The sequence below is a fragment of the Nonomuraea sp. NPDC001831 genome (assembly GCF_042892035.1).
GTDB lineage: Bacteria > Actinomycetota > Actinomycetes > Streptosporangiales > Streptosporangiaceae > Nonomuraea.
The window spans coordinates 120,920-139,096 of the sequence record NZ_JBIATU010000008.1; the positions used below are offsets into that span (position 1 = coordinate 120,920).

General features: G+C 70.1%; 15 protein-coding genes and 1 tRNA gene. 10 read left to right on the top strand and 6 right to left on the bottom strand.

From position 1 onward, the window contains the following. The first annotated feature begins 280 nt into the window (after positions 1 to 280). A complete protein-coding gene (locus ACFYYW_RS25850) occupies positions 281 to 913 on the top strand; it encodes an NlpC/P60 family protein (protein ID WP_387652249.1) in 633 nt (210 codons plus the stop codon). Between the two features lie 217 nt (positions 914 to 1,130). Here ACFYYW_RS25850 and ACFYYW_RS25855 read toward each other — a convergent pair whose 3' ends face one another. Continuing rightward, a complete protein-coding gene (locus tag ACFYYW_RS25855) occupies positions 1,131 to 1,937 on the bottom strand; it encodes an arginase family protein (RefSeq protein WP_387652251.1) in 807 nt (268 codons plus the stop codon). Between the two features lie 264 nt (positions 1,938 to 2,201). Between ACFYYW_RS25855 and ACFYYW_RS25860 the strand changes: the two genes are divergently transcribed. Both ACFYYW_RS25860 and ACFYYW_RS25865 read left to right on the top strand, forming a co-directional pair. Continuing rightward, a complete protein-coding gene (locus tag ACFYYW_RS25860; protein WP_352321954.1) occupies positions 2,202 to 3,104 on the top strand; it encodes a 4-(cytidine 5'-diphospho)-2-C-methyl-D-erythritol kinase in 903 nt (300 codons plus the stop codon). Between the two features lie 562 nt (positions 3,105 to 3,666). Further along, the gene (locus tag ACFYYW_RS25865) at positions 3,667 to 5,484 is read left to right on the top strand and encodes an ABC-F family ATP-binding cassette domain-containing protein (protein ID WP_387652253.1); all 1,818 of its coding nucleotides are present in this window, start codon (positions 3,667 to 3,669) and stop codon (positions 5,482 to 5,484) included. A gap of 411 nt (positions 5,485 to 5,895) precedes the next feature. On the opposite strand, the gene ACFYYW_RS25870 is transcribed toward ACFYYW_RS25865, so the two are convergent. After that, positions 5,896 to 6,399 (bottom strand): MarR family transcriptional regulator, encoded by a 504-nt coding sequence (locus tag ACFYYW_RS25870; RefSeq protein WP_357974843.1) that lies wholly within the window; start codon positions 6,397 to 6,399, stop codon positions 5,896 to 5,898. A 56-nt stretch (positions 6,400 to 6,455) separates the two neighbouring features. Here ACFYYW_RS25870 and ACFYYW_RS25875 point away from each other — a divergent pair, with 56 nt between their 5' ends. The 4 genes from ACFYYW_RS25875 to ACFYYW_RS25890 are packed head-to-tail and all read left to right on the top strand — an operon-like array spanning position 6,456 to position 10,313. Continuing rightward, positions 6,456 to 7,226, top strand: coding sequence for a trans-aconitate 2-methyltransferase (locus tag ACFYYW_RS25875; protein WP_352321959.1), 771 nt, complete (start codon positions 6,456 to 6,458; stop codon positions 7,224 to 7,226). Positions 7,227 to 7,262: 36 nt separating this feature from the next. After that, a complete protein-coding gene (locus ACFYYW_RS25880; RefSeq protein WP_387652256.1) occupies positions 7,263 to 7,613 on the top strand; it encodes a VOC family protein in 351 nt (116 codons plus the stop codon). A 52-nt stretch (positions 7,614 to 7,665) separates the two neighbouring features. After that, a complete protein-coding gene (locus tag ACFYYW_RS25885) occupies positions 7,666 to 9,141 on the top strand; it encodes a CHAD domain-containing protein (protein WP_387652258.1) in 1,476 nt (491 codons plus the stop codon). Then, on the top strand, positions 9,138 to 10,313 hold the full coding sequence (locus ACFYYW_RS25890; protein ID WP_387652260.1) for a cytochrome P450: 1,176 nt from the start codon (positions 9,138 to 9,140) through the stop codon (positions 10,311 to 10,313). The genes ACFYYW_RS25885 and ACFYYW_RS25890 overlap by 4 nt, the downstream gene beginning before the upstream one ends. A gap of 36 nt (positions 10,314 to 10,349) precedes the next feature. Here ACFYYW_RS25890 and ACFYYW_RS25895 read toward each other — a convergent pair whose 3' ends face one another. The 4 genes from ACFYYW_RS25895 to ACFYYW_RS25910 are packed head-to-tail and all read right to left on the bottom strand — an operon-like array spanning position 10,350 to position 15,188. Further along, positions 10,350 to 11,195 (bottom strand): NUDIX hydrolase, encoded by an 846-nt coding sequence (locus ACFYYW_RS25895; protein ID WP_352321967.1) that lies wholly within the window; start codon positions 11,193 to 11,195, stop codon positions 10,350 to 10,352. Beyond that, positions 11,185 to 13,245, bottom strand: a complete 2,061-nt coding sequence (locus tag ACFYYW_RS25900; RefSeq protein WP_352321968.1) for an RNA degradosome polyphosphate kinase — start codon at positions 13,243 to 13,245, stop codon at positions 11,185 to 11,187. The genes ACFYYW_RS25895 and ACFYYW_RS25900 overlap by 11 nt, the downstream gene beginning before the upstream one ends. A 55-nt stretch (positions 13,246 to 13,300) precedes the next feature. Beyond that, positions 13,301 to 14,206 (bottom strand): TetR family transcriptional regulator, encoded by a 906-nt coding sequence (locus ACFYYW_RS25905; RefSeq protein WP_387652580.1) that lies wholly within the window; start codon positions 14,204 to 14,206, stop codon positions 13,301 to 13,303. A 43-nt stretch (positions 14,207 to 14,249) separates the two neighbouring features. Beyond that, positions 14,250 to 15,188, bottom strand: coding sequence for an acyl-CoA desaturase (locus ACFYYW_RS25910; RefSeq protein ID WP_352321972.1), 939 nt, complete (start codon positions 15,186 to 15,188; stop codon positions 14,250 to 14,252). Positions 15,189 to 15,491: 303 nt separating this feature from the next. On the opposite strand from ACFYYW_RS25910, the gene ACFYYW_RS25915 reads away from it, so the two are divergent. The 3 genes from ACFYYW_RS25915 (at position 15,492) to ACFYYW_RS25925 (ending at position 18,124) form a co-directional block, all read left to right on the top strand. Further along, positions 15,492 to 15,563, top strand: a tRNA-Gln gene (locus ACFYYW_RS25915). A 135-nt stretch (positions 15,564 to 15,698) separates the two neighbouring features. Continuing rightward, entirely contained in the window at positions 15,699 to 17,150 is a 1,452-nt protein-coding gene (glmU, locus tag ACFYYW_RS25920; protein ID WP_387652263.1) for a bifunctional UDP-N-acetylglucosamine diphosphorylase/glucosamine-1-phosphate N-acetyltransferase GlmU, read from the top strand. Then, positions 17,147 to 18,124 carry a ribose-phosphate diphosphokinase gene (locus ACFYYW_RS25925; protein WP_352321976.1) on the top strand — a complete coding sequence of 326 codons (978 nt, stop codon included), beginning with the start codon at positions 17,147 to 17,149 and terminating at the stop codon, positions 18,122 to 18,124. The genes glmU and ACFYYW_RS25925 overlap by 4 nt, the downstream gene beginning before the upstream one ends. The last annotated feature ends 53 nt before the right edge of the window (positions 18,125 to 18,177 follow it).

The window sequence follows — 18,177 nt, forward strand, 5'->3', positions numbered from 1 at the left end:
GGCTCGCCACCTGAAACCTCAGGGTTCCTACAGCCCGAGGCGTCACGCCCGCGAGCCCGCCCGCGAGCCCGCCCGCGTCCGACCTCGGCCCACAGAGTCTCCCTCCTGGGCCCGCACACCTCTCAGGTGCCTCGCAGCGAGCCCCCCGACACCAGCCGGTTGTCCACAACCCCAAGACGCGCAATACCCACCTGTCCACAGAACCCCGTTCGGCCCCTCCGCTCCTGGGCCACCCACGTGATCCTGGCTCCCGTCCCTCATCACGACGAAGGAGCCACCGATGAGCACCCGCCACCACATCACCCAACTGTCGATCATCCTCAGCAGCGGCCTCCTGACCGCCACAGGAGCCCACCCCGCCCCCGCCAGAGCCACCCCCACTCCATGCCTCAGGGCCACCATCACCATCCCCGCCGCCGGCGCCAAGGCAACCGCCACCACCCGCTGCCCGGCCCCCCACCACCCCAAGAAACCGAAGCCGAAGAAACCCAGAAAGCGCCCGAAGCACAAGGGCGAAATCGCAGCCGCAGCAGCCCTCACCCAGTTGGGCGTCTCGTTCTCGTGGGGCGGCGGCTCCTCAAGAGGCCCCACCATCGGAGTGGGCACCGGCGCGAACACAAGAGGCTTCGACTGCAGCGGCCTCACCCTCTACGCCTGGTCGAAAGCCGGAGTGAGGCTCGCCCACTACACCGGCACCCAGTTCCGCCAGGGCCGCAGAGTCCCCCTCGCCTCCAGGCGCAAGGGCGACCTCCTCTTCTTCGGCGGCACCGGCGACCCCACCCACGTAGCGCTCTACCTGGGCGACAACATCATGATCCACGCCCCCCGAACCGGCGACGTAGTCCGAAGAACCAACTTCCTGAACTCCGCCTACTACCGAACCGCCTACCGAGGAACCATCCGCCCCACCTGACCCCCGGAAGCCCGCCCCCTCCGGACGTCCCTCCGGAATGTCCTCCCCGGCCACCCACCTCCAGACGTCCACCACCTCCGGACGTCCAACAACCATGGGCGCCAGCCAACTCTGGCCGCCCGTCAACCAGGGCGCCCGCCATCCCGGGCGCCACCAACTGCTGACGACGCGCCCCCGGCAGGCGGCCATCCACCCTGGACGCCACCGTGAACGCCACCTACCGCCCGGCGCAGACCGCCACCAACTCCTTCACCACCGACGCGAGCAACGCCTGATCCTCAGCCCCCGCCGGCTCGTACTCCATGAGCCCCAACCCCACCACCTCGAACCGCTCCGCAACGGCCCTCACCAGCTCCACAAGCTCCTCAGGCCGGAACCCGTCAGGCGTAGGAGACCCCACGCTCCCGAAGATCTGCGGATCAAGCACATCGAAGTCGACATGCACATAGACAGCCGTCCGCTCCGCGCCCCCCGCTGCAGCAGCACCAACAGCCTCGACCAGAGCCTCCACATCCGCCGCCCGCACCCACCGCACACCCCGAGCCTCGACGAACGCGACCTCAGCCGGATCCAGATCACGCACCCCCGCCAGCACGACCTGCCCGGCCCCGACCGGCTGCCCGGCCACCAGCCCATCGGGCCCTACACCGGTCAACGCCCTCAGGACCATGCCATGAAAGGCCCCCGACGGCGACGACTCCGGCGTGTTCAGATCCCCATGCGCATCGAACCAGACGACGACCAGCCCATCCCCGAACCTCCGCCGCGCCGCCGCCACCGGCTCCAGTTCGACCCCGCAGTCCCCGCCCGCGGTGACCAGAAGCCCGTCCCACCCAGCCTCGGCGACCGCCGCCCGAACCCTGGAGGCAGTGACCACCAGATCATCGTCATCGACCTCGACCTGAATCCGACGATCGGCGTCCACCATCTCCGCAACCAGCCGAGCCCCCTCACGCAGCCGTTCAGCCGTACGAGCCCCGGACCCCCGCCACTGCGGCACCTCGACAACCGTCACCTCGGACACGAGCACCTCCCCATCAAGTAGTCCTCTCAGCATCCCAAGGCGCCGTTCCGGGGAGAAGGTCGGCGCGAAGAAAGGCGTGGCGGAAAGACGGCAATGTCGGCGTATGACCACCTGACCGACCGAAAGGAGGACGAACCTCACTCTGCGTGGCCCGCAGTCGGCCATCTCACACGTCTAATTCCGAGAACCGCATGTCAGCGCACCCCACCCCGATAACATCGAGTGTCCTTGACCCCGGCAAGCGATGAAAGTGGCAGAAGATCGATGAGTTCGGTGACCGTACGTGTGCCCGCGAAGGTCAACGTGCAGCTTTCAGTCGGCCCGCTCCGGGAAGATGGCTACCACGACCTGGTCAATGTCTTCCACGCAGTGTCGATCTTCGATGAGGTGGTCGCGAAGGAGGCCGAGTCGATCACCGTCACGGTCAACGGCAGATGGTCCGACCAGGTGCCCGTCGACGACGACAACCTCGCCATCCGCGCCGCCCGCGCCCTCGCCAAGCACGCGGGCCGCTCGTACGGCGCCGACCTGATCATCGAGAAGGCCATCCCGGTCGCCGGCGGCATGGCGGGCGGCAGTGCCGACGCGGCGGGGGCCCTCGTGGCCTGCAACGAGCTCTGGGGGCTCGGCCTGCCCTTCGAGGACCTCATGGAGATCGCCGGAGACCTGGGCAGCGACGTACCGTTCTCGCTGCTCGGCGGCACGGCGGTCGGCACCGGCCGCGGCGAGCAGCTCAGCGAGCTGCCCACGGGCGGCACGTTCCACTGGGTGTTCGCGCTGGCCGACGGCGGCCTCTCGACCGCCAAGGTCTACGCGGAATGCGACCGTCAGCGCGAGGCTTCGAACGCCCGCGTTCCCTGGCCCGAGCTCGACGCCCCACTCATCGAGGCCCTCGGCACTGGCGACGCGTACGCCCTGGGCGCCCATCTGAGCAACGACCTCCAGGCCGCCGCTCTGGCCCTCCGTCCCGAGCTCGCCACGACCCTCGACAGCGGGCGCCAGCACGGCGCGCTGGGCGCGATCGTCTCCGGCTCCGGCCCCACCTGCGCCTTCCTGGCCATCGACGCCACCCACGCCCGCGACCTCGCCAACAGCCTCACCGCCACAGGCGCCGCCACCACCACGGTCGCCGCCCACGGCCCCGTAACCGGCGCCACCCTGCTCTGACCTCTGACGACACCCCCCGCGCCTCCAGCGCCCCAACGACCACCGCCACGCCGGCCCCGCACGGGGCCGCCCCGCTGGGCCCGCCACGGCGGACGGCACGGCGGACGGCACGGCGGACGGCACGGTGCGCGGCATGGCGGGCGGCATGGCGGGCGGCACGGAGATCCGACGTTGCGGCCAAATACCTCGGCTTCAGGCGTTGGTTTGCGGTTCGTGTTGAGGCGGCGGCGGTCGCTGAGGGGCCGAGGGCTGATGGTTGACGCCGTCATCATCCGCGCTTCAGCCACCGGCATCCGTACTGAACAGCCGTGGGGTACGGGGGTCTGGCCCGTACGGATCTGCTGGTCACGGCGGGAGGTGGTGCGGGGTGCCCGGCATCGCGTGCACCTTCACATCGCGTGAGGGCCGACGTTCCATCGGGCGGGGACGACGCGAACAGCAGATGGACGTGAGCTGGGCACTCAAGGCGGGCATCAGGTCCGGCAATCCCCGGCCCGTAGACGATCAAGGGACGTCGAGGGCGTCGGGAAGCGGTTGAGGGGACCGATACCCTGGACACGTCATGAATCTGGTCAACCTTGAGTCGGTCTCTCACGCCTACGGGCCCAAGCCGCTCCTCAGCGACGTCTCCCTGGGCATCGAGGCCGGGGAGCGCATCGGCGTCGTCGGCCGCAACGGGGGCGGCAAGACGACCCTGATGTCGGTCATCGCCGGTGATGTGCGTCCCGACAGCGGCCGGGTCACCCACACGCGCGGGCTGCGGGTCGGGTTCCTGTCCCAGCAGGACACCCTCGACCCCGAGGCCACCGTGAGCCAGCTCGTCCTGGGGGACAGGGCTGAGCACGAATGGGCAGGTGACCAGCAGGTCCGCGAGATCCTGGCGAACCTGATCGGCGACCTCGACCTCAGCGCCAAGGCCGCCGCGCTGTCCGGCGGCGAGCGCCGGCGTACGGCGCTGGCCCGTCTGCTCATCGACGACCACGACCTGGTCATGCTCGACGAGCCCACCAACCACCTCGACATCGAGGCGATCGCCTGGCTTGCCGCCCATCTGGCGGCCAGGAAGAGCGCCCTGCTGGTCGTGACGCACGACCGCTGGTTCCTCGACGCCGTCTCCACCCGCACGTGGGAGGTCGTCGACGGCCGGGTCGAGCGCTACGAGGGCGGCTACGCCGCGTACGTGCTGGCCAAGGCCGAGCGCGCGCGCATCGCCCAGGCGGCCGAGGAACGCCGCCAGAACCTCATGCGCAAGGAGATCGCCTGGCTGCGACGCGGTCCGCCCGCCCGCACGTCCAAGCCGAAGTTCCGGATCGAGGCCGCGCAGGCCCTGATCGCGAACGAGCCGCCGGCGCGGGAGACCGTCGAACTGATGCGGTTCGCCGCGGCCAGGCTCGGCAAGACCGTCTACGACCTGGAAGACGTCACCCTGCACGCGGGCGGCCCCGGCGACGGGCCGCTGGTGCTCGATCACTGCACGTGGCAGTTCGGGCCGGGCGACCGGATCGGCCTGATCGGCGTTAACGGGTCGGGCAAGTCGTCGGTGCTGCGGTTGCTCGCCGACAGCGTCCAACCGGACTCGGGCCGGGTGATCCGGGGCAAGACCGTACGTCTGGCGCATCTGTCCCAGGAGCTGACCGAGCTCGACCCGTCGCGGCGGGTGCTGGAGTCGGTGGAGGAGATCCGCAAGTACCTCCAGCTGGGCAAGCGGGAGTGGACGGCGTCCCAGCTGCTGGAGCGTCTGGGCTTCAAGGGCGATGCGCAGTGGAAGGTCATCGGCGACCTGTCCGGCGGCGAGCGACGGCGGCTGCAACTGCTGCGCCTGCTGATGGACGACCCCAATGTGCTGCTCCTCGACGAGCCCACCAACGACCTCGACATCGAGACGCTCAACGAGCTCGAAGACCTGCTGGACGGCTGGCCCGGCACGCTGATCCTGGTGAGCCACGACCGCTACTTCCTGGAGCGGGTGACCGACCGGTGCGTGGCCCTGCTGGGTGACGGCAAGCTGGTGATGCTGCCGGGCGGGGTCGACGAATACCTCGAACGCCGCAGCGCCGGCACGGCGGTGACCGCCCGTATCGGCAGCGCGCCTGCCCCGGCGTCCGGCGCTTCGGCCCCTGCCGCGGCTTCGTCCGGCGCGCAGCCGGAGACGGGGCTGTCGGCCAAGGAGGAACGCGAGCTCCGCAAGGAACTCAACCGCCTGGAACGTCAGCTCGACAAGCTCGGCGACCAGGAGGCCCGCCTCCACGCCGCCATGGCCGAAGCCGCCAGCGACTACGCCAAGCTGGGCTCCCTTGATGCCCAGCTACGCGACGTCCTGGCTCAGAAGGACACCGTCGAGGCGGAATGGCTCGAAGTGGCCGACCGCCTCGGCGACTGACCCCCGCACGCTCTCGTACGCGAGGGTTCGCGCCGGTTCGACGGCTGCCGCAGAGGCGGCGTCAGCGGACCGGCCTGGAGCCGTCGCGGGCGCGGCGCGCAAGGCCAGTGGCCGACGGGCCGGCCTCCGCCGCAGGCCGGCGAGGTCCATGGGGGCCAGTCCCGCCGACCCACCTCGGACCAACGCCCGCTGACGTCGGCACGCCAGGACCCCGCGCAAACACGAAACCGCATCAAACCCCGCAGAAGAGCGGAACCGCGGAACCGCAGCACCTGGCAGAACAGAGCCGCACGCAACCGCTCGCCGCCGCCCCTGCCGGAACCGCCGCCCGACGCCGGGGCTCTGAGACCATCCCCGGACGGGGGACGCCCGCCGCCGCCCACGCCGGACGATCGTGCGTACGTAAAGGGGCTATTGGGGGGAGTCGAAGGGGGCGAGGAGCAGGCGGAGGAGGGCGGCGAGGGAGCGCTGGTCGGCGGGTGGGAGGCCGGAGAGCAGGTCGCGCTCACGCCGGAGCAGGTCGGCGAACGCCGCGTCCACCCGCGCCACCCCCGTGTCCGTCAGCGACACCAGCACGCCGCGCCGGTCCTCGGGGTCGGGCCGTCGCCGCACCAGCCCCGCCTGAGCGAGCCGGTCGATGCGGTTGGTCATCGTGCCGGACGTCACCAGTGTGGCCCGCAACAGGGCCCCGGGGCTCAGCTCGTACGGCTTCCCGGCCCGCCGCAACGCGGTGAGCACGTCGAACTCCCAAGGTTCCAGATCATGTTCGGCGAACGCCGCCCGCCTGGCGCGGTCGAGATGTTTGGCCAGCCGTGACACCCTGGAGAGGACCTGGAGGGGCTCGACGTCGAGATCGGGCCGCTCGATCCGCCATGCCGCGACCAGCCGGTCGACCTCGTCATCCTGTGGCGTCATGACACAGAGTCTACTGTCTTGACATCGAGATATCTCTCTCGATATCAATTATCTCTATGTCAAGAGATATCTGGGACCCGGTGACCTACGCCGTCTACGCCGACGAGCGGTCGCGGCCGTTCATCGAGCTGATGTCCAGAGTCGGTGCGGTGGCTCCCGATTATGTCGTGGACGCCGGCTGCGGCAGCGGCGAACTCACCGTCATGCTGGCCGAACGCTGGCCCGGCGCCACCGTCGAGGGCTTCGACGCCTCGCCCGCGATGATCGCCAAGGCCCGCAAGCTCACCAGCTCGGTGCACTTCGCCGTGGCCGACGTCGACACCTGGCACCCCGACCGCCCCATGGACGTGATCGTCTCCAACGCCGTCCTGCAGTGGGTGCCCTCCCACCACGGCGTGCTCGAACACTGGCTGGAGGAGCTCGCCCCCGGCGGCTGGCTGGCCTTCCAGGTGCCGGGCAACTTCGACGCCCCGAGCCACGTCGCGATCCGCGAGCTGTGCGCCTCCCGCGCCTGGTCCGACCGGCTCAGCGACCTCAACAGGGCCAACCCGGTGGACGACCCGATCCAGTATCTCGACTTCCTCAACGACGGCGGCTGCCAGGTGGACGCCTGGGAGACCACGTACGTGCACCTGCTCCAGGGCGAGAACCCGGTCCTCGACTGGGTGTCCGGCACGGCCCTGCGCCCGATCTTCGACCGGCTCGACCCGGAGGAGCAGCGGCGGTTCAAGGCCGACCTGGCCGGGCCGCTCGCCGAGGCCTACCCGGCCAGAAGCTACGGCACCCCCTTCCCCTTCCGCCGAATCTTCGTGGTGGCCCAGAAATAACTGATGGCCCGGAGACAAGCTGAGGAGACCCCGCAGATGACGATCAAAGCCCTGCACCACGTGCAACTGGCCGCGCCCAAGGGCAGCGAACCCGAGCTGCGTGCCTTCTACGGCGACGTGCTCGGCCTGACCGAGGTCCCCAAACCGCCGGAGCTGGCCAAGCGCGGCGGCGCGTGGTTCCGCGGCGACGGCGTGGAGATCCACCTCGGCATCGAGGACGACTTCAGGCCCGCCCGCAAGGCCCACCCGGCCTTCCTGGTCGAGGACGTCGACGCCTACGCCGCCAGGATCCCCGGCGCGCTGCCCGACGACCTCTTCCCCGGCTACCGCCGGATCTACGTGACGGACCCCGTGGGCAACCGGATCGAGCTCCTGCAAGCCGTGTGATGTTCACCTCCAGGTGGCATCATGGTCCGAAATCGGACACTTGTGAGGTGCAGTGGGCATCGAGATCGAGGACAAGTTCGACGTTCCGACCGACTACACGATCCCCGACCTGAGCGGCTTGGCCCAGGTCACGGGCCCGCGCGGTCACCAGCTCGTGGCGCTCTACTACGACACGGCCGACCTGCGGCTGGCCGCGCGCGGCGTCACGCTCAGACGCAGGCGCGGCGGCGACGACGCGGGCTGGCACCTGAAGCTGCCCAAGGCCAGGGGCGTGCGCCAGGAGATCACCTGCCCGCTCACCCGCAGCACCAAGGTCGTGCCGCCGGAGCTGGCCGAACTCGTCCGGGCCTACGCCAGGGGCGCCGAGCTCCAGGTGGTGGCCGAGCTCGACACCCGCCGCAGCGTCACCCTGCTGCACGACGGCGGCACCCGGCTGGTCGAGATCGCCGACGACCGGGTGAAGGGCACCGTCCACCGGGACGGCAAGGTGCTGCGGTGGCGCGAGGTCGAGGCCGAGCTGCTGGCCGAGGACCGGCCGGACCTGCTGGCCAAGGTCGGCAAGCGGCTGCGCAAGGCGGGGGCGACCCCGGCGGGCAGCGCCAGCAAGCTCGCCCGGCTCCTCGAACCCGCCCCGCCCGCCAGGGCCGCCACCGAGCCCGGCACGGCGGGGGAGACCGTCATCGACTACCTGTCGAGCCAGGTCGCCGCCCTGCTCAGCCAGGATCCGCGGGTGCGCAGGGCCGAGGAGGACGCCGTCCATCAGATGCGGGTGGCCTCGCGCAGGTTGCGCAGCGCGCTCAAGGCGTTCAAGTCGGTGGTGACCGGCACGGAACAGGTCCAGGAGGAGCTGCGCTGGCTCGGCACGGTGCTCGGCGAGGCCCGCGACCTGGAGGTGATCAGGGCCAGGTTCGCCGGGGAGCTGTCCGGCCTCGCCCCCGAGCTGGTCACCGGCCCCATCCGGACCCGTCTCGGCGCGGACCTGCGCGTACGCGAGCAGGAGGCGTACGAGCGCATCAAGGACGCACTCAGCGGCGACCGCTACTACACCCTCCTGGACGCCCTGGACGCCCTGATCGCCACCCCCGAGCTGGGCAAGGCCGCCGCCAAGCCGGCGAAGGACAAGCTCACCGCCCTCGCCTCGGCCGGCTGGGACCGCGTGACCAGGGCGTACGAGGCAGCCCGGGCCACCGAGGACCCCGGACGCCGCGAGATCGCCCTGCACGACGTCCGCAAGGCGGCCAAACGCGCTCGATACACCGCCGAAGCCCTCGAACCGACCCTCGGCAAGGGCATGGCCAGGCTGGCCGAGCTGGCCGAGAACGTCCAGGAGGTGCTGGGGGCCCACCGGGACGGCGTGGTCGCCCAGGAGACGCTGGCCAAGGAGGCCGAGGGCGCCCGGCAGGCAGGCGAGGACACCTTCACGTACGGGCTGCTGATCGGGATCGAACGTAACACCGCCGAACGTGCCGAGGCCGATTTCCCCGGAGTCTGGGCGGAAACCGTGAAGGCGGTTAAGAAGGTTCTATGACGAACCTTCCGGCAATACCCTTCGCGCGCAGCGACCCCCTCGACGTTCCGGCGGCCTACCGGGAGCTGCGGGAGAAGGAGGGCATCGCGCGGGTGCGCACCCCGGTGGGCGACGAGGTCTGGCTGGTCACCGGCTACGAACAGGCACGCAGGTTGTTCACCGACAGCCGGCTGGGGCGCTCCCACCCCGAGCCCGAACGGGCGCCGCGCGTGTCGAACTCGGCCCTGCTCGGCGGGCCGCAGGGCGAGGCCGCCACCGAGAAGGCCGACCACGAGCGCCTGCGCAGGCTCTTCGCGCCCTCCTTCTCGGCCCGGCGGATGAGGCGGCTGGCCGGCGAGGTCGGCGCCCTGGTCGAGGAGCGGCTGGACCGCCTGGCCGGGCTGACGCCGCCGGCCGACCTGCACGCCGAGCTCTCCTTCCCGCTGCCGGTGCTGGTCATCTGCCGGCTGCTCGGCGTCCCGTACGAGGACAGGGAGTACTTCAGCGGCGTGTCCGCGCGCATGGCCGACCTGCGGGACGAGGCGGCCGGCGTCGCGGCGCGGGCGGAGCTGAGCGCCTACATGGCCGGGCTGATCGCCCGCAAACGGCACGAACCGGCCGAGGACGTCCTGTCGGACCTCGCGGGCGAGCTGGACGACGACGGCAAGATCGCCGAGCTGGCCGCCGGCCTGCTGTTCGCCGGGCACGAGACCACGGTCAACCGCATCGACCACGGCGTGCTCCTGCTGCTGGCCAACCCCGGCCAGCTCGACCTGCTGCGGTCGGACCCCGGGCTCGCGCCCGCCGCGGTCGAGGAGATCCTGCGCATGGCCGCGCCGAGCCTGCACGGCCTGCCCAGGTACGCCCGCGAGGACATCGAGATCGACGGCCGCACGATCCGCCGCGGCGAGGCGGTCGTCCTCAACACCGGCGTGGCGAACCGGGACGAACAGGTCTATCCCGATCCCGACACCTTCGTCATCGGCCGTCCTGCGACCGACCCGCATCTCGCCTTCGGGTACGGCCCGCGGTTCTGCATCGGCGCGAGCCTGGCCAGGGTGGAGCTGGAGGCGGTCTTCAGCCGGCTCTTCCAGCGTCTTCCCGGCCTGCGGCTGGCCGTCCCGGTCGCCGAGCTGCCGCGCAACGAGGGCAGGATCACCCAGGGCTTCGCCCGTCTGCCGGTCACCTGGTGAGGCGTCAGGTCGCGTAACGCTTCACCTGGTGAGCCGTCAGGTCGCGTAGCGCTCCACGCCGACGACGTGCCCGCCGACCCGGTGCAGCACCGCGAACGCGCCCTTGCGCAGGTGCACGTCCTTGCCGCTCAGCGCGTGGATCAGGTGCGGCAGGACCTTGCCGTGGCTGCACACGGCCGCGGGCACGGCGAGGTCGCCGACCAGCTCCGGCGTCTTGTGCGGGTCCTGGCCCTCCTCGCTGAGCAGCGGCTCGGTCCTGATCTCGGCCCCGATCCCGGTCCCGTACGGCTCCAGCGTCTGGACACAGCGCCGGCTGGGCGAGCTGACCAGCAGCTCGGGCCGGTACGCGGGCAGCGCGGTGGCCAGGGCGGCGGCCTGGGAGCCGCCGTGGTCGTCCAGCGGGCGCAGCGCGTCGTCGCCGTCCCACCGGCTCCTGGACCCGGCCGTGGCGTGCCGGACGAGCACCAGCGGCACGGTCGCGAGCGGCGCGGCGGCCAGGGCGCGCAGCAGCCCGGCGTCCCACTCGTAGGTCAGCAGCTCGCGAGCCCGGTCGACGGGCAGCCAGCGCAGCCCGTCGACCTCGTCGCCCGGTTCGAAGCCGGCGTCGGAGGCGACCCGCGCCGTCCAGTAGTCGACGCGCTTGAGCCGGCCGCCGCTGAGGTAGTGGATCGGCGGCAGGGCGCGGCCCAGGACGACCGTCAGGCCGGTCTCCTCGGTGACCTCGCGCAGGGCGGCGGCGATGACGTGCTCGCCGCTCTCCAGCTTGCCCTTGGGGAAGGTCCAGTCGTCGTAGCGCGGGCGGTGGATCACCGCCACCTCGGGGCCGCTCTCCGCGCCCCGCCAGACCACGGCTCCGGCGGCCCGGAGCAGGTCAGTCGTCAACGGTCCTCCATCGCCTGGTGCCGACGAGATGGCTCTGCAGATCCTCGCCCTCGTGGCGGATCCAGGTGCCGTCGGAGTTGAGCCACCACGCGTTCGTGGTGTCGGCCATGGCCAGGTCCATCAGCTCGATCAGGTACGCCTTGTGCTGCTGCGAGGTCACCTTGACCAGGGCCTCGACCCGGCGGTCGAGGTTCCTGCGCATCAGGTCGGCGCTGCCGATCCACACCTCGGGACGCCTGCCGAGGCCGAACTCGTACACGCGGGAGTGCTCCAAAAAGCGCCCCAAAACCGACCTTACGCGGATATTTTCTGACAAATTGGGGATTCCGGGGCGAAGGATGCAGATACCGCGCACCCACAGGTCCACCGGCACCCCCGCCCTGGACGCCCGGTAGAGCGCGTCGATGATCGGCTCGTCCACCAGCGAGTTCGTCTTGATCCTGATCCGCGCCGGACGGCCCGCCTGCTGGTGGGCGATCTCCCGGTCGATCCTGGCCAGCAGGCCGCTGCGCATCGAGTGCGGCGCGACCAGCAGCCGGCGGTAGGCCGAGTGGTTGGAGTAGCCGGTCAGGTGGATGAACAGGTCGGTGACGTCCTCGCCCACCAGCGGGTCGGCGGTGAGCAGGCCGAAGTCCTCGTACTGGCGGGCCGTCTTGGGGTTGTAGTTGCCGGTGCCGATGTGGCAGTAGCGGCGCAGCTCGCCCGAGGGCTCCTGCCGGACGACGAGGGCCAGCTTGCAGTGGGTCTTCAGGCCGACCACGCCGTAGACCACGTGGCAGCCGGCCCGCTCCAGCTTCCTGGCCCAGGAGATGTTGGCGTGCTCGTCGAAGCGGGCCTTGATCTCCACGACCACGACGACCTGCTTGCCCGCCTCGGCCGCGTCGATCAGCGCGTCGACGATGGGCGACTCGCCGCTGGTCCGGTAGAGGGTCTGCTTGATCGCCAGCACCCGCGGGTCGGCCGCGGCCACCTCGATGAACCGCTGGACGCTGGTCGCGAACGAGTCGTACGGGTGGTGCAGCAGCACGTCGCGCTCGCGCAGGGTGGAGAAGAGGTCGTCCTCGGCGTTGATCACCTCGGCCGGCACGAACGGGCGATAGCTCAGCTCGCCGCGGTCGAGGTCGGCGATGGCGTGCAGGCCGGTCAGGTCGAGCGGTCCGGGCAGCCGGTAGATCTCGTGCGGGGCCAGCTCCAGCTCCTCGATGAGCGGGGCCAGCACCTCGGGCGTGATCGTCTCCTCGACCTCCAGCCGCACGGGCGGCCCGAACCGCCGCTTGAGCAGCTCCTTCTCCAGCGCCTGCATGAGGTTCTCGGTGACGTCCTCGTCGACGTCGAGGTCTTCGTTCCTGGTGACGCGGAAGACGTGGTGCTGGAGGATCTCCATGCCCTTGAACAGCTGGCCGAGGTGCGCCGCGATGACGTCCTCCAGCGGCACGAACCGGTCCTTCGACGCCGGTACGAACCGGGGGAGCTGCGAGGGCACCTTCACCCGCGCGAAGACGGTGTGGTCGGTGATCGGGTTGCGCACCAGCACGGCCAGGTTGAGGCTGAGCCCGGAGATGTAGGGGAACGGGTGCGCCGGGTCGACCGCCAGCGGCGTCAGCACCGGCCTGATCCGCTCCCTGAACAGCTTGCGCAGCTCCGTGCGCTCCTCGCGGCCCAGGTCGTCCCACCGGACGATCTCGATGCCCTCGGTCGCCAGCTGGGGGCAGACACGGTCGTGGAAGGCGGCGGCGTGCCGCTTGGCCAGGGAGTCGGCGATCGTGGCGATCCGGGCCAGCTCCTCGCGCGGCTTCAGCCCGCTCTTGGTGCGCAGCAGCAGCCCGGTGGCCATGCGCCGCTTCAGGCCGGCCACCCGTACGCGGAAGAACTCGTCCAGGTTGCTGGCGAAGATGGCCAGGAAGCGCACCCGTTCGAGCAGCGGGACCGACGGGTCCTCGGCCAGTTCGAGGACGCGCTCGTTGAACTGGAGCCAGCTTTCCTCGCGGTTGAGGAACCGCTCCTGTGGCAGGGGCAGGTCGTTTCCCGATTGCAGCGGTTCCGCGGACATATGGCCTATATTGCCCCGATTGGTTGAACGGAACGTTAACGTAGCCGCAACGAACTCACTCTGGCTGGTCGGCCTGCTCCAGGCGTGCGGCGCGCTCGGCGAGCCTGGCCTCCCGCTGACGGATCTTCTCCTCGCGCTCGCGGGCCTTCTCCGCCTCCTTCAGCAGCCGCTCGCGCTCCTTCAACTCTCGTACCCGGGCTTTCTCCGCGTCACGCAACTCTCGCTGGCGGAGCTTCTCGGCTTCCTTGAGCTCCTTCTCCCGGGCCTTCTCGAATTCGCGCAGATCCTTGTCGCTGACGCGCGGCTTGGCGGCGGCGGCGGCCTGGTTGCGGGTGGCCACCGAGATGACCGGGCTCGGGTTCAGCCCGGTCAGGCCGTTCCAGGCCAGGTTCACCAGGTGCGCGGCGACCTCCTCGCGGCCCGGCTTGCGCACGTCCAGCCACCACTGGCCGGTCAGCGCGACCATGCCGACCAGCATCTGGGCGTACATCGGGGCGAGCTTGGGGTCGTAGCCCCGGCCGGCGAACTCGTCGGCCAGGACGTCCTCGACCTGGCTGGCGATCTCGCTGATCAGGCTGGCGAACGTGCCCGTGCCCGAGGCCGCGTGCGAGTCGCGCACCAGGATGCGGAAGCCCTCGCTGCTCTCCTCGATGTACTGGAGCAGGGCCAGGGCGGCCCGCTCCAGCTTGATGAGGGAGTGGGAGGCGGCGAGGGCCGAGGTGATCATGCCGAGCAGCTTCTGCATCTCGCGGTCGACGACGACCGCGTAGACGCCTTCCTTGCCGCCGAAATGCTCGTACACCACGGGTTTGGACACCTGCGCGGTGGCGGCTATCTCCTCTATGGAGGTCCCGTCGAACCCCTTCTCGGCGAACAGCGTGCGGCTGATCCGGATCAGCTGCTCTCTGCGCTCTCTACCGGACATGCGCCTGCGAGATCGGGGTTCGGTCACGGGTTCCATAATGACGGCCACGGACGAATGGCCGTTCATCGGCTGATTCTCGTCAGGCAATGCGCTTCGCCGCCAGGCGTTCTGGCGTCGGCCAGCGCACGTCGTACACCCAGCCCGCCCGTTCGAAGAGGCGGATCAGGCCGGCGCTGAGGTCGATCTGGCCCTTGAGCGCGCCGTGCCGGGCGCAGGTGGGGTCGGAGTGGTGCAGGTTGTGCCAGGACTCGCCGAACGACGGGATGGCCAGCCACCAGACGTTGCGCGACTTGTCACGCGTCTGGAAGGACTCCTCGCCGAAGACGTGGCAGATCGAGTTGATCGACCAGGTCACGTGGTGCAGCAGGCCGATGCGGATCAGCGAGCCCCAGAACAGCGCGGTCAGGCCGCCCTGCCAGGACCAGGTCAGCAGCAGGCCGAGCACGCCGGGCAGCAGGACCGAGACGAGGGCCAGCGTGGGGAACCACTTGTGCAGCTTCTGGATGTCCTCGTCCTTGCACAGGTCGGGGGCGTACTTCTCGCGGTTGGTGCGCTCGCTCTCGAACAGCCAGCCCATGTGGGCGTACAGCAGGCCCTTGGACATCGACCTGAAGCCGGGGCCGAAGCGCCACGGCGAGTGCGGGTCGCCGTCCTTGTCGGAGAACTTGTGGTGCTTGCGGTGCGTGGCCACCCAGTCCAGCACGGACATCTCCAGCGACAGGCTGCCCGCGATGCCCATCGCGATCTTCAGCGGCCGCTTGGCCTTGAACGAGCCGTGCGTGAAGTAGCGGTGGAACCCGACGGTGACGCCGAGCCCGGAGACGACGTAGAAGACGAAGGCGATGACGATGTCCGTCCAGCCGAGTCCCCATCCCCAGGCCAGCGGGACCGCCGCCGCGAGCGCGACCAGGGGCAGTCCGACCACGAGTGCGAACGTGATGATCTCGGCCCTGGACTTCGGTTCTTCTTCGAAGTCGGGCTTCGGGGCGGGGGAGGAACGCTCGGCGAGAACGGTCATGGGCTACCTCCAACTACATGTATGAGGATGAATGTCCAGGCTACGCCACCGTAACCTACGCCATCGTAAGTAAGGAAGCCCTAAGTGTGGATGTCACTTAGCTGACGGCCGGCGCGCCCAGGTGAGTGGGTTTCGTGCCTTGCGGCTTTTGGGGTGTTCTGTTATACGACCAGCGCGCCGACTACCCCCGCGTGTCCCCGGTATTCGCGGCACTGGAGATGTGCGAGAGAATTGAGGGCGCATACGCCCGTGCGGGCTCGGTATCGTAGGGGCTGTGTGTCGGACGCCACGGCGTCCGGTCCGTCCCGGATCGTCTAATCGGCAGGACAAGTGGTTTTGGTCCACTTTGTAGGGGTTCGAGTCCTCTTCCGGGAGCCTTGACAGCCATCCCGCGACTCCCCGCGCGAAAGAGTTCCGAACCGGGCAGGTATCCTCACGGTGTCGGGAGGGTTGCGGCGCGGTAGCCGCGCCGACGACCCTGATCCGTCCAGTCACAGGGAGTCTCAGTCCGTGAGTGTGCCGCGCCCGGCAGCCGTCATCGTCCTCGCCGCGGGCGAGGGCACCCGGATGAAGAGCCAGACCCCGAAAGTCCTCCACGAGCTGTGCGGCCGCGCGCTGGTCGACCACATGCTCGCCGCCGCCCGCGACCTCGATCCCGAGCGGCTCATCGTGGTCATCGGCCATGCGCTCGAACAGGTCGGCGGTCATCTGGCCGCCACCAGCCCCGACGCCCGCGCCGTCGTCCAGCGTGAGCAGCGCGGCACCGGCCACGCCGTGCGCACGGTGCTGGAGGAGGTCGGCACGATCGCCGGCACGATCCTGGTCACCTACGGCGACGTGCCGCTCATGCAGGCCCGCACGCTCGCCACGCTGCTCGCCAAGCACGCCGCCGACGGCAACGCGGTCACCGTGCTGACGGCCGAGGTGCCCGACCCGACCGGCTACGGCCGGATCGTCCGCGACCCCTCCGGCGCCGTGCTGGAGATCGTCGAGGAGAAGGACGCCGACGACGAGCAGCGCGCGATCAAGGAGATGAACTCCGGCATCTACGCCTTCGACGGCCTGCTGCTCGCCGACGCCGTCAAGCGCGTGTCCACCGACAACGCCCAGGGCGAGGAGTACCTCACCGACGTCCTCGGCATCCTGCGCGGCGACGGCCACCGGGTCGGCGCCTGCGTGGCCGCCGACTACGTCGAGGTCGAGGGCGTCAACGACCGCGTCCAGCTCGCCTTCGCCCGCAAGGTGCTCAACCAGCGGCTGCTGGAGCAGCACATGCGGGCCGGCGTCACCGTCGTCGACCCGGCCACCACGTGGGTCGACGTCGACGTCGAGATCGGGCCCGACGCCGTCGTCCACCCCGGCACCCAGCTCCACGGCCGCACGGTCATCGGCGCCGGCGCCGAGGTCGGCCCGGCCACCACGCTGACCGACACCCGCGTCGGCGAGCGCGCCGTCGTGCGCAACGCGGTCTGCGACGGCGCCGAGATCGGCCCCGAGGCCAACGTCGGCCCCTACGCCTACCTGCGCCCCGGCACCGTGCTCAGCCGCAGGTCGAAGGCGGGCACGTTCGTCGAGATGAAGAACACCAAGGTCGGCGAGCGCTCCAAGGTGCCCCACCTCACCTACGCCGGCGACGCCACCATCGGGGAAGACGTCAACATCGGCGCCTCCACCGTCTTCGTCAACTACGACGGGGTCGACAAACACCACACCACCGTGGGCGACGGCGCGTTCGTCGGCTGCGACACCATGCTCATCGCCCCCGTGACGATCGGCGAAGGCGCCAACACCGCGGCCGGGTCCGTGATCGTCAGCGACGTACCCCCAGGGGCGATGGGCGTGGCCAGGGCGCGACAGCGCAACATCGAGAAATGGGTCCTGCGCAAGCGCGCGGGCACCAAGTCGGCCGCCGCCGCCGAACGGGCGCTGGCCGAGCGAGCACAGCAGGAGAACGAACAGTGACCAGCATCAAACAGCCGGGCGAGAAGAACCTCATGCTCTTCTCCGGCCGGGCCTATCCAGAGCTGGCCGAAGAGGTTGCCGAGCACGTCGGCGTCTCCCTCACCCCCACCAAACTGATCGACTTCGCCAACGGCGAGATCTACGCCCGCTACCTGGAGTCCGTCCGCGGCTGCGACGCGTTCGTGATCCAGAGCCACACCGGTCCCATCAACAAGTGGATCATGGAACAGCTCATCATGGTCGACGCGCTCAAGCGGGCCTCGGCCAAGCGCATCACCGTGGTCATGCCGTTCTTCGGCTACGCCCGCCAGGACAAGAAGGGCCGCGGCCGCGAGCCCATCACGGCCCGGCTGATGGCCGACCTGTTCAAGACCGCCGGCGCCGACCGGCTCATGTCGATCGACCTGCACACCTCGCAGATCCAGGGCTTCTTCGACGGTCCCGTCGACCACCTGTTCGCGATGCCGGTCCTGGAGAGCTACCTGAAGAACAAGCTCGACCTGGAGAACACGACCGTCGTCTCGCCCGACACCGGCCGCGTCCGCCTGTCCGAGCGCTGGGCCGACACCCTCGGCACGCCCCTGGCCTTCATCCACAAGCGCCGCGACCTCGACGTGGCCAACTCCGTGAAGGTCAGCGAGGTCGTCGGCAAGGTCAGCGGGCGCACCTGCGTGCTGATCGACGACATGATCGACACCGCCGGCACGATCTGCAAGGCCGCCGACGCCCTCTACGAGCAGGGCGCCACCAACGTCATCGTCGCCGCCACCCACGCGGTCTTCTCCGACCCCGCCGTCGACCGGCTGAAGAACTCGCGCATCTCCGAGGTCATCGTGACCAACACGCTGCCGCTGTCGGAGGCCAAGCGGTTCGACAAGCTGACCGTGCTCTCGATCGCGCCGCTCATCGCCCGCGCCGTCACCGAGGTCTTCACCGACGGCTCCGTCACGAGCCTGTTCGAGGGCGACACCTGAGCGAGTAAGCTGTACGGGTTGCGCTCGTAACGCCTTCCGCTAGGGCGGGTGAG

Coding starts and splice junctions, on each gene's coding strand:
- ACFYYW_RS25850 (WP_387652249.1), top strand. CDS start 281: ATGAGCACCCGCCACCACATCACCCAACTGTCGATCATCCTCAGCAGC.
- ACFYYW_RS25860 (WP_352321954.1), top strand. CDS start 2,202: ATGAGTTCGGTGACCGTACGTGTGCCCGCGAAGGTCAACGTGCAGCTT.
- ACFYYW_RS25865 (WP_387652253.1), top strand. CDS start 3,667: ATGAATCTGGTCAACCTTGAGTCGGTCTCTCACGCCTACGGGCCCAAG.
- ACFYYW_RS25870 (WP_357974843.1), bottom strand. CDS start 6,399: ATGACGCCACAGGATGACGAGGTCGACCGGCTGGTCGCGGCATGGCGG.
- ACFYYW_RS25875 (WP_352321959.1), top strand. CDS start 6,456: ATGTCAAGAGATATCTGGGACCCGGTGACCTACGCCGTCTACGCCGAC.
- ACFYYW_RS25880 (WP_387652256.1), top strand. CDS start 7,263: ATGACGATCAAAGCCCTGCACCACGTGCAACTGGCCGCGCCCAAGGGC.
- ACFYYW_RS25890 (WP_387652260.1), top strand. CDS start 9,138: ATGACGAACCTTCCGGCAATACCCTTCGCGCGCAGCGACCCCCTCGAC.
- ACFYYW_RS25900 (WP_352321968.1), bottom strand. CDS start 13,245: ATGTCCGCGGAACCGCTGCAATCGGGAAACGACCTGCCCCTGCCACAG.
- ACFYYW_RS25905 (WP_387652580.1), bottom strand. CDS start 14,206: ATGGAACCCGTGACCGAACCCCGATCTCGCAGGCGCATGTCCGGTAGA.
- ACFYYW_RS25910 (WP_352321972.1), bottom strand. CDS start 15,188: ATGACCGTTCTCGCCGAGCGTTCCTCCCCCGCCCCGAAGCCCGACTTC.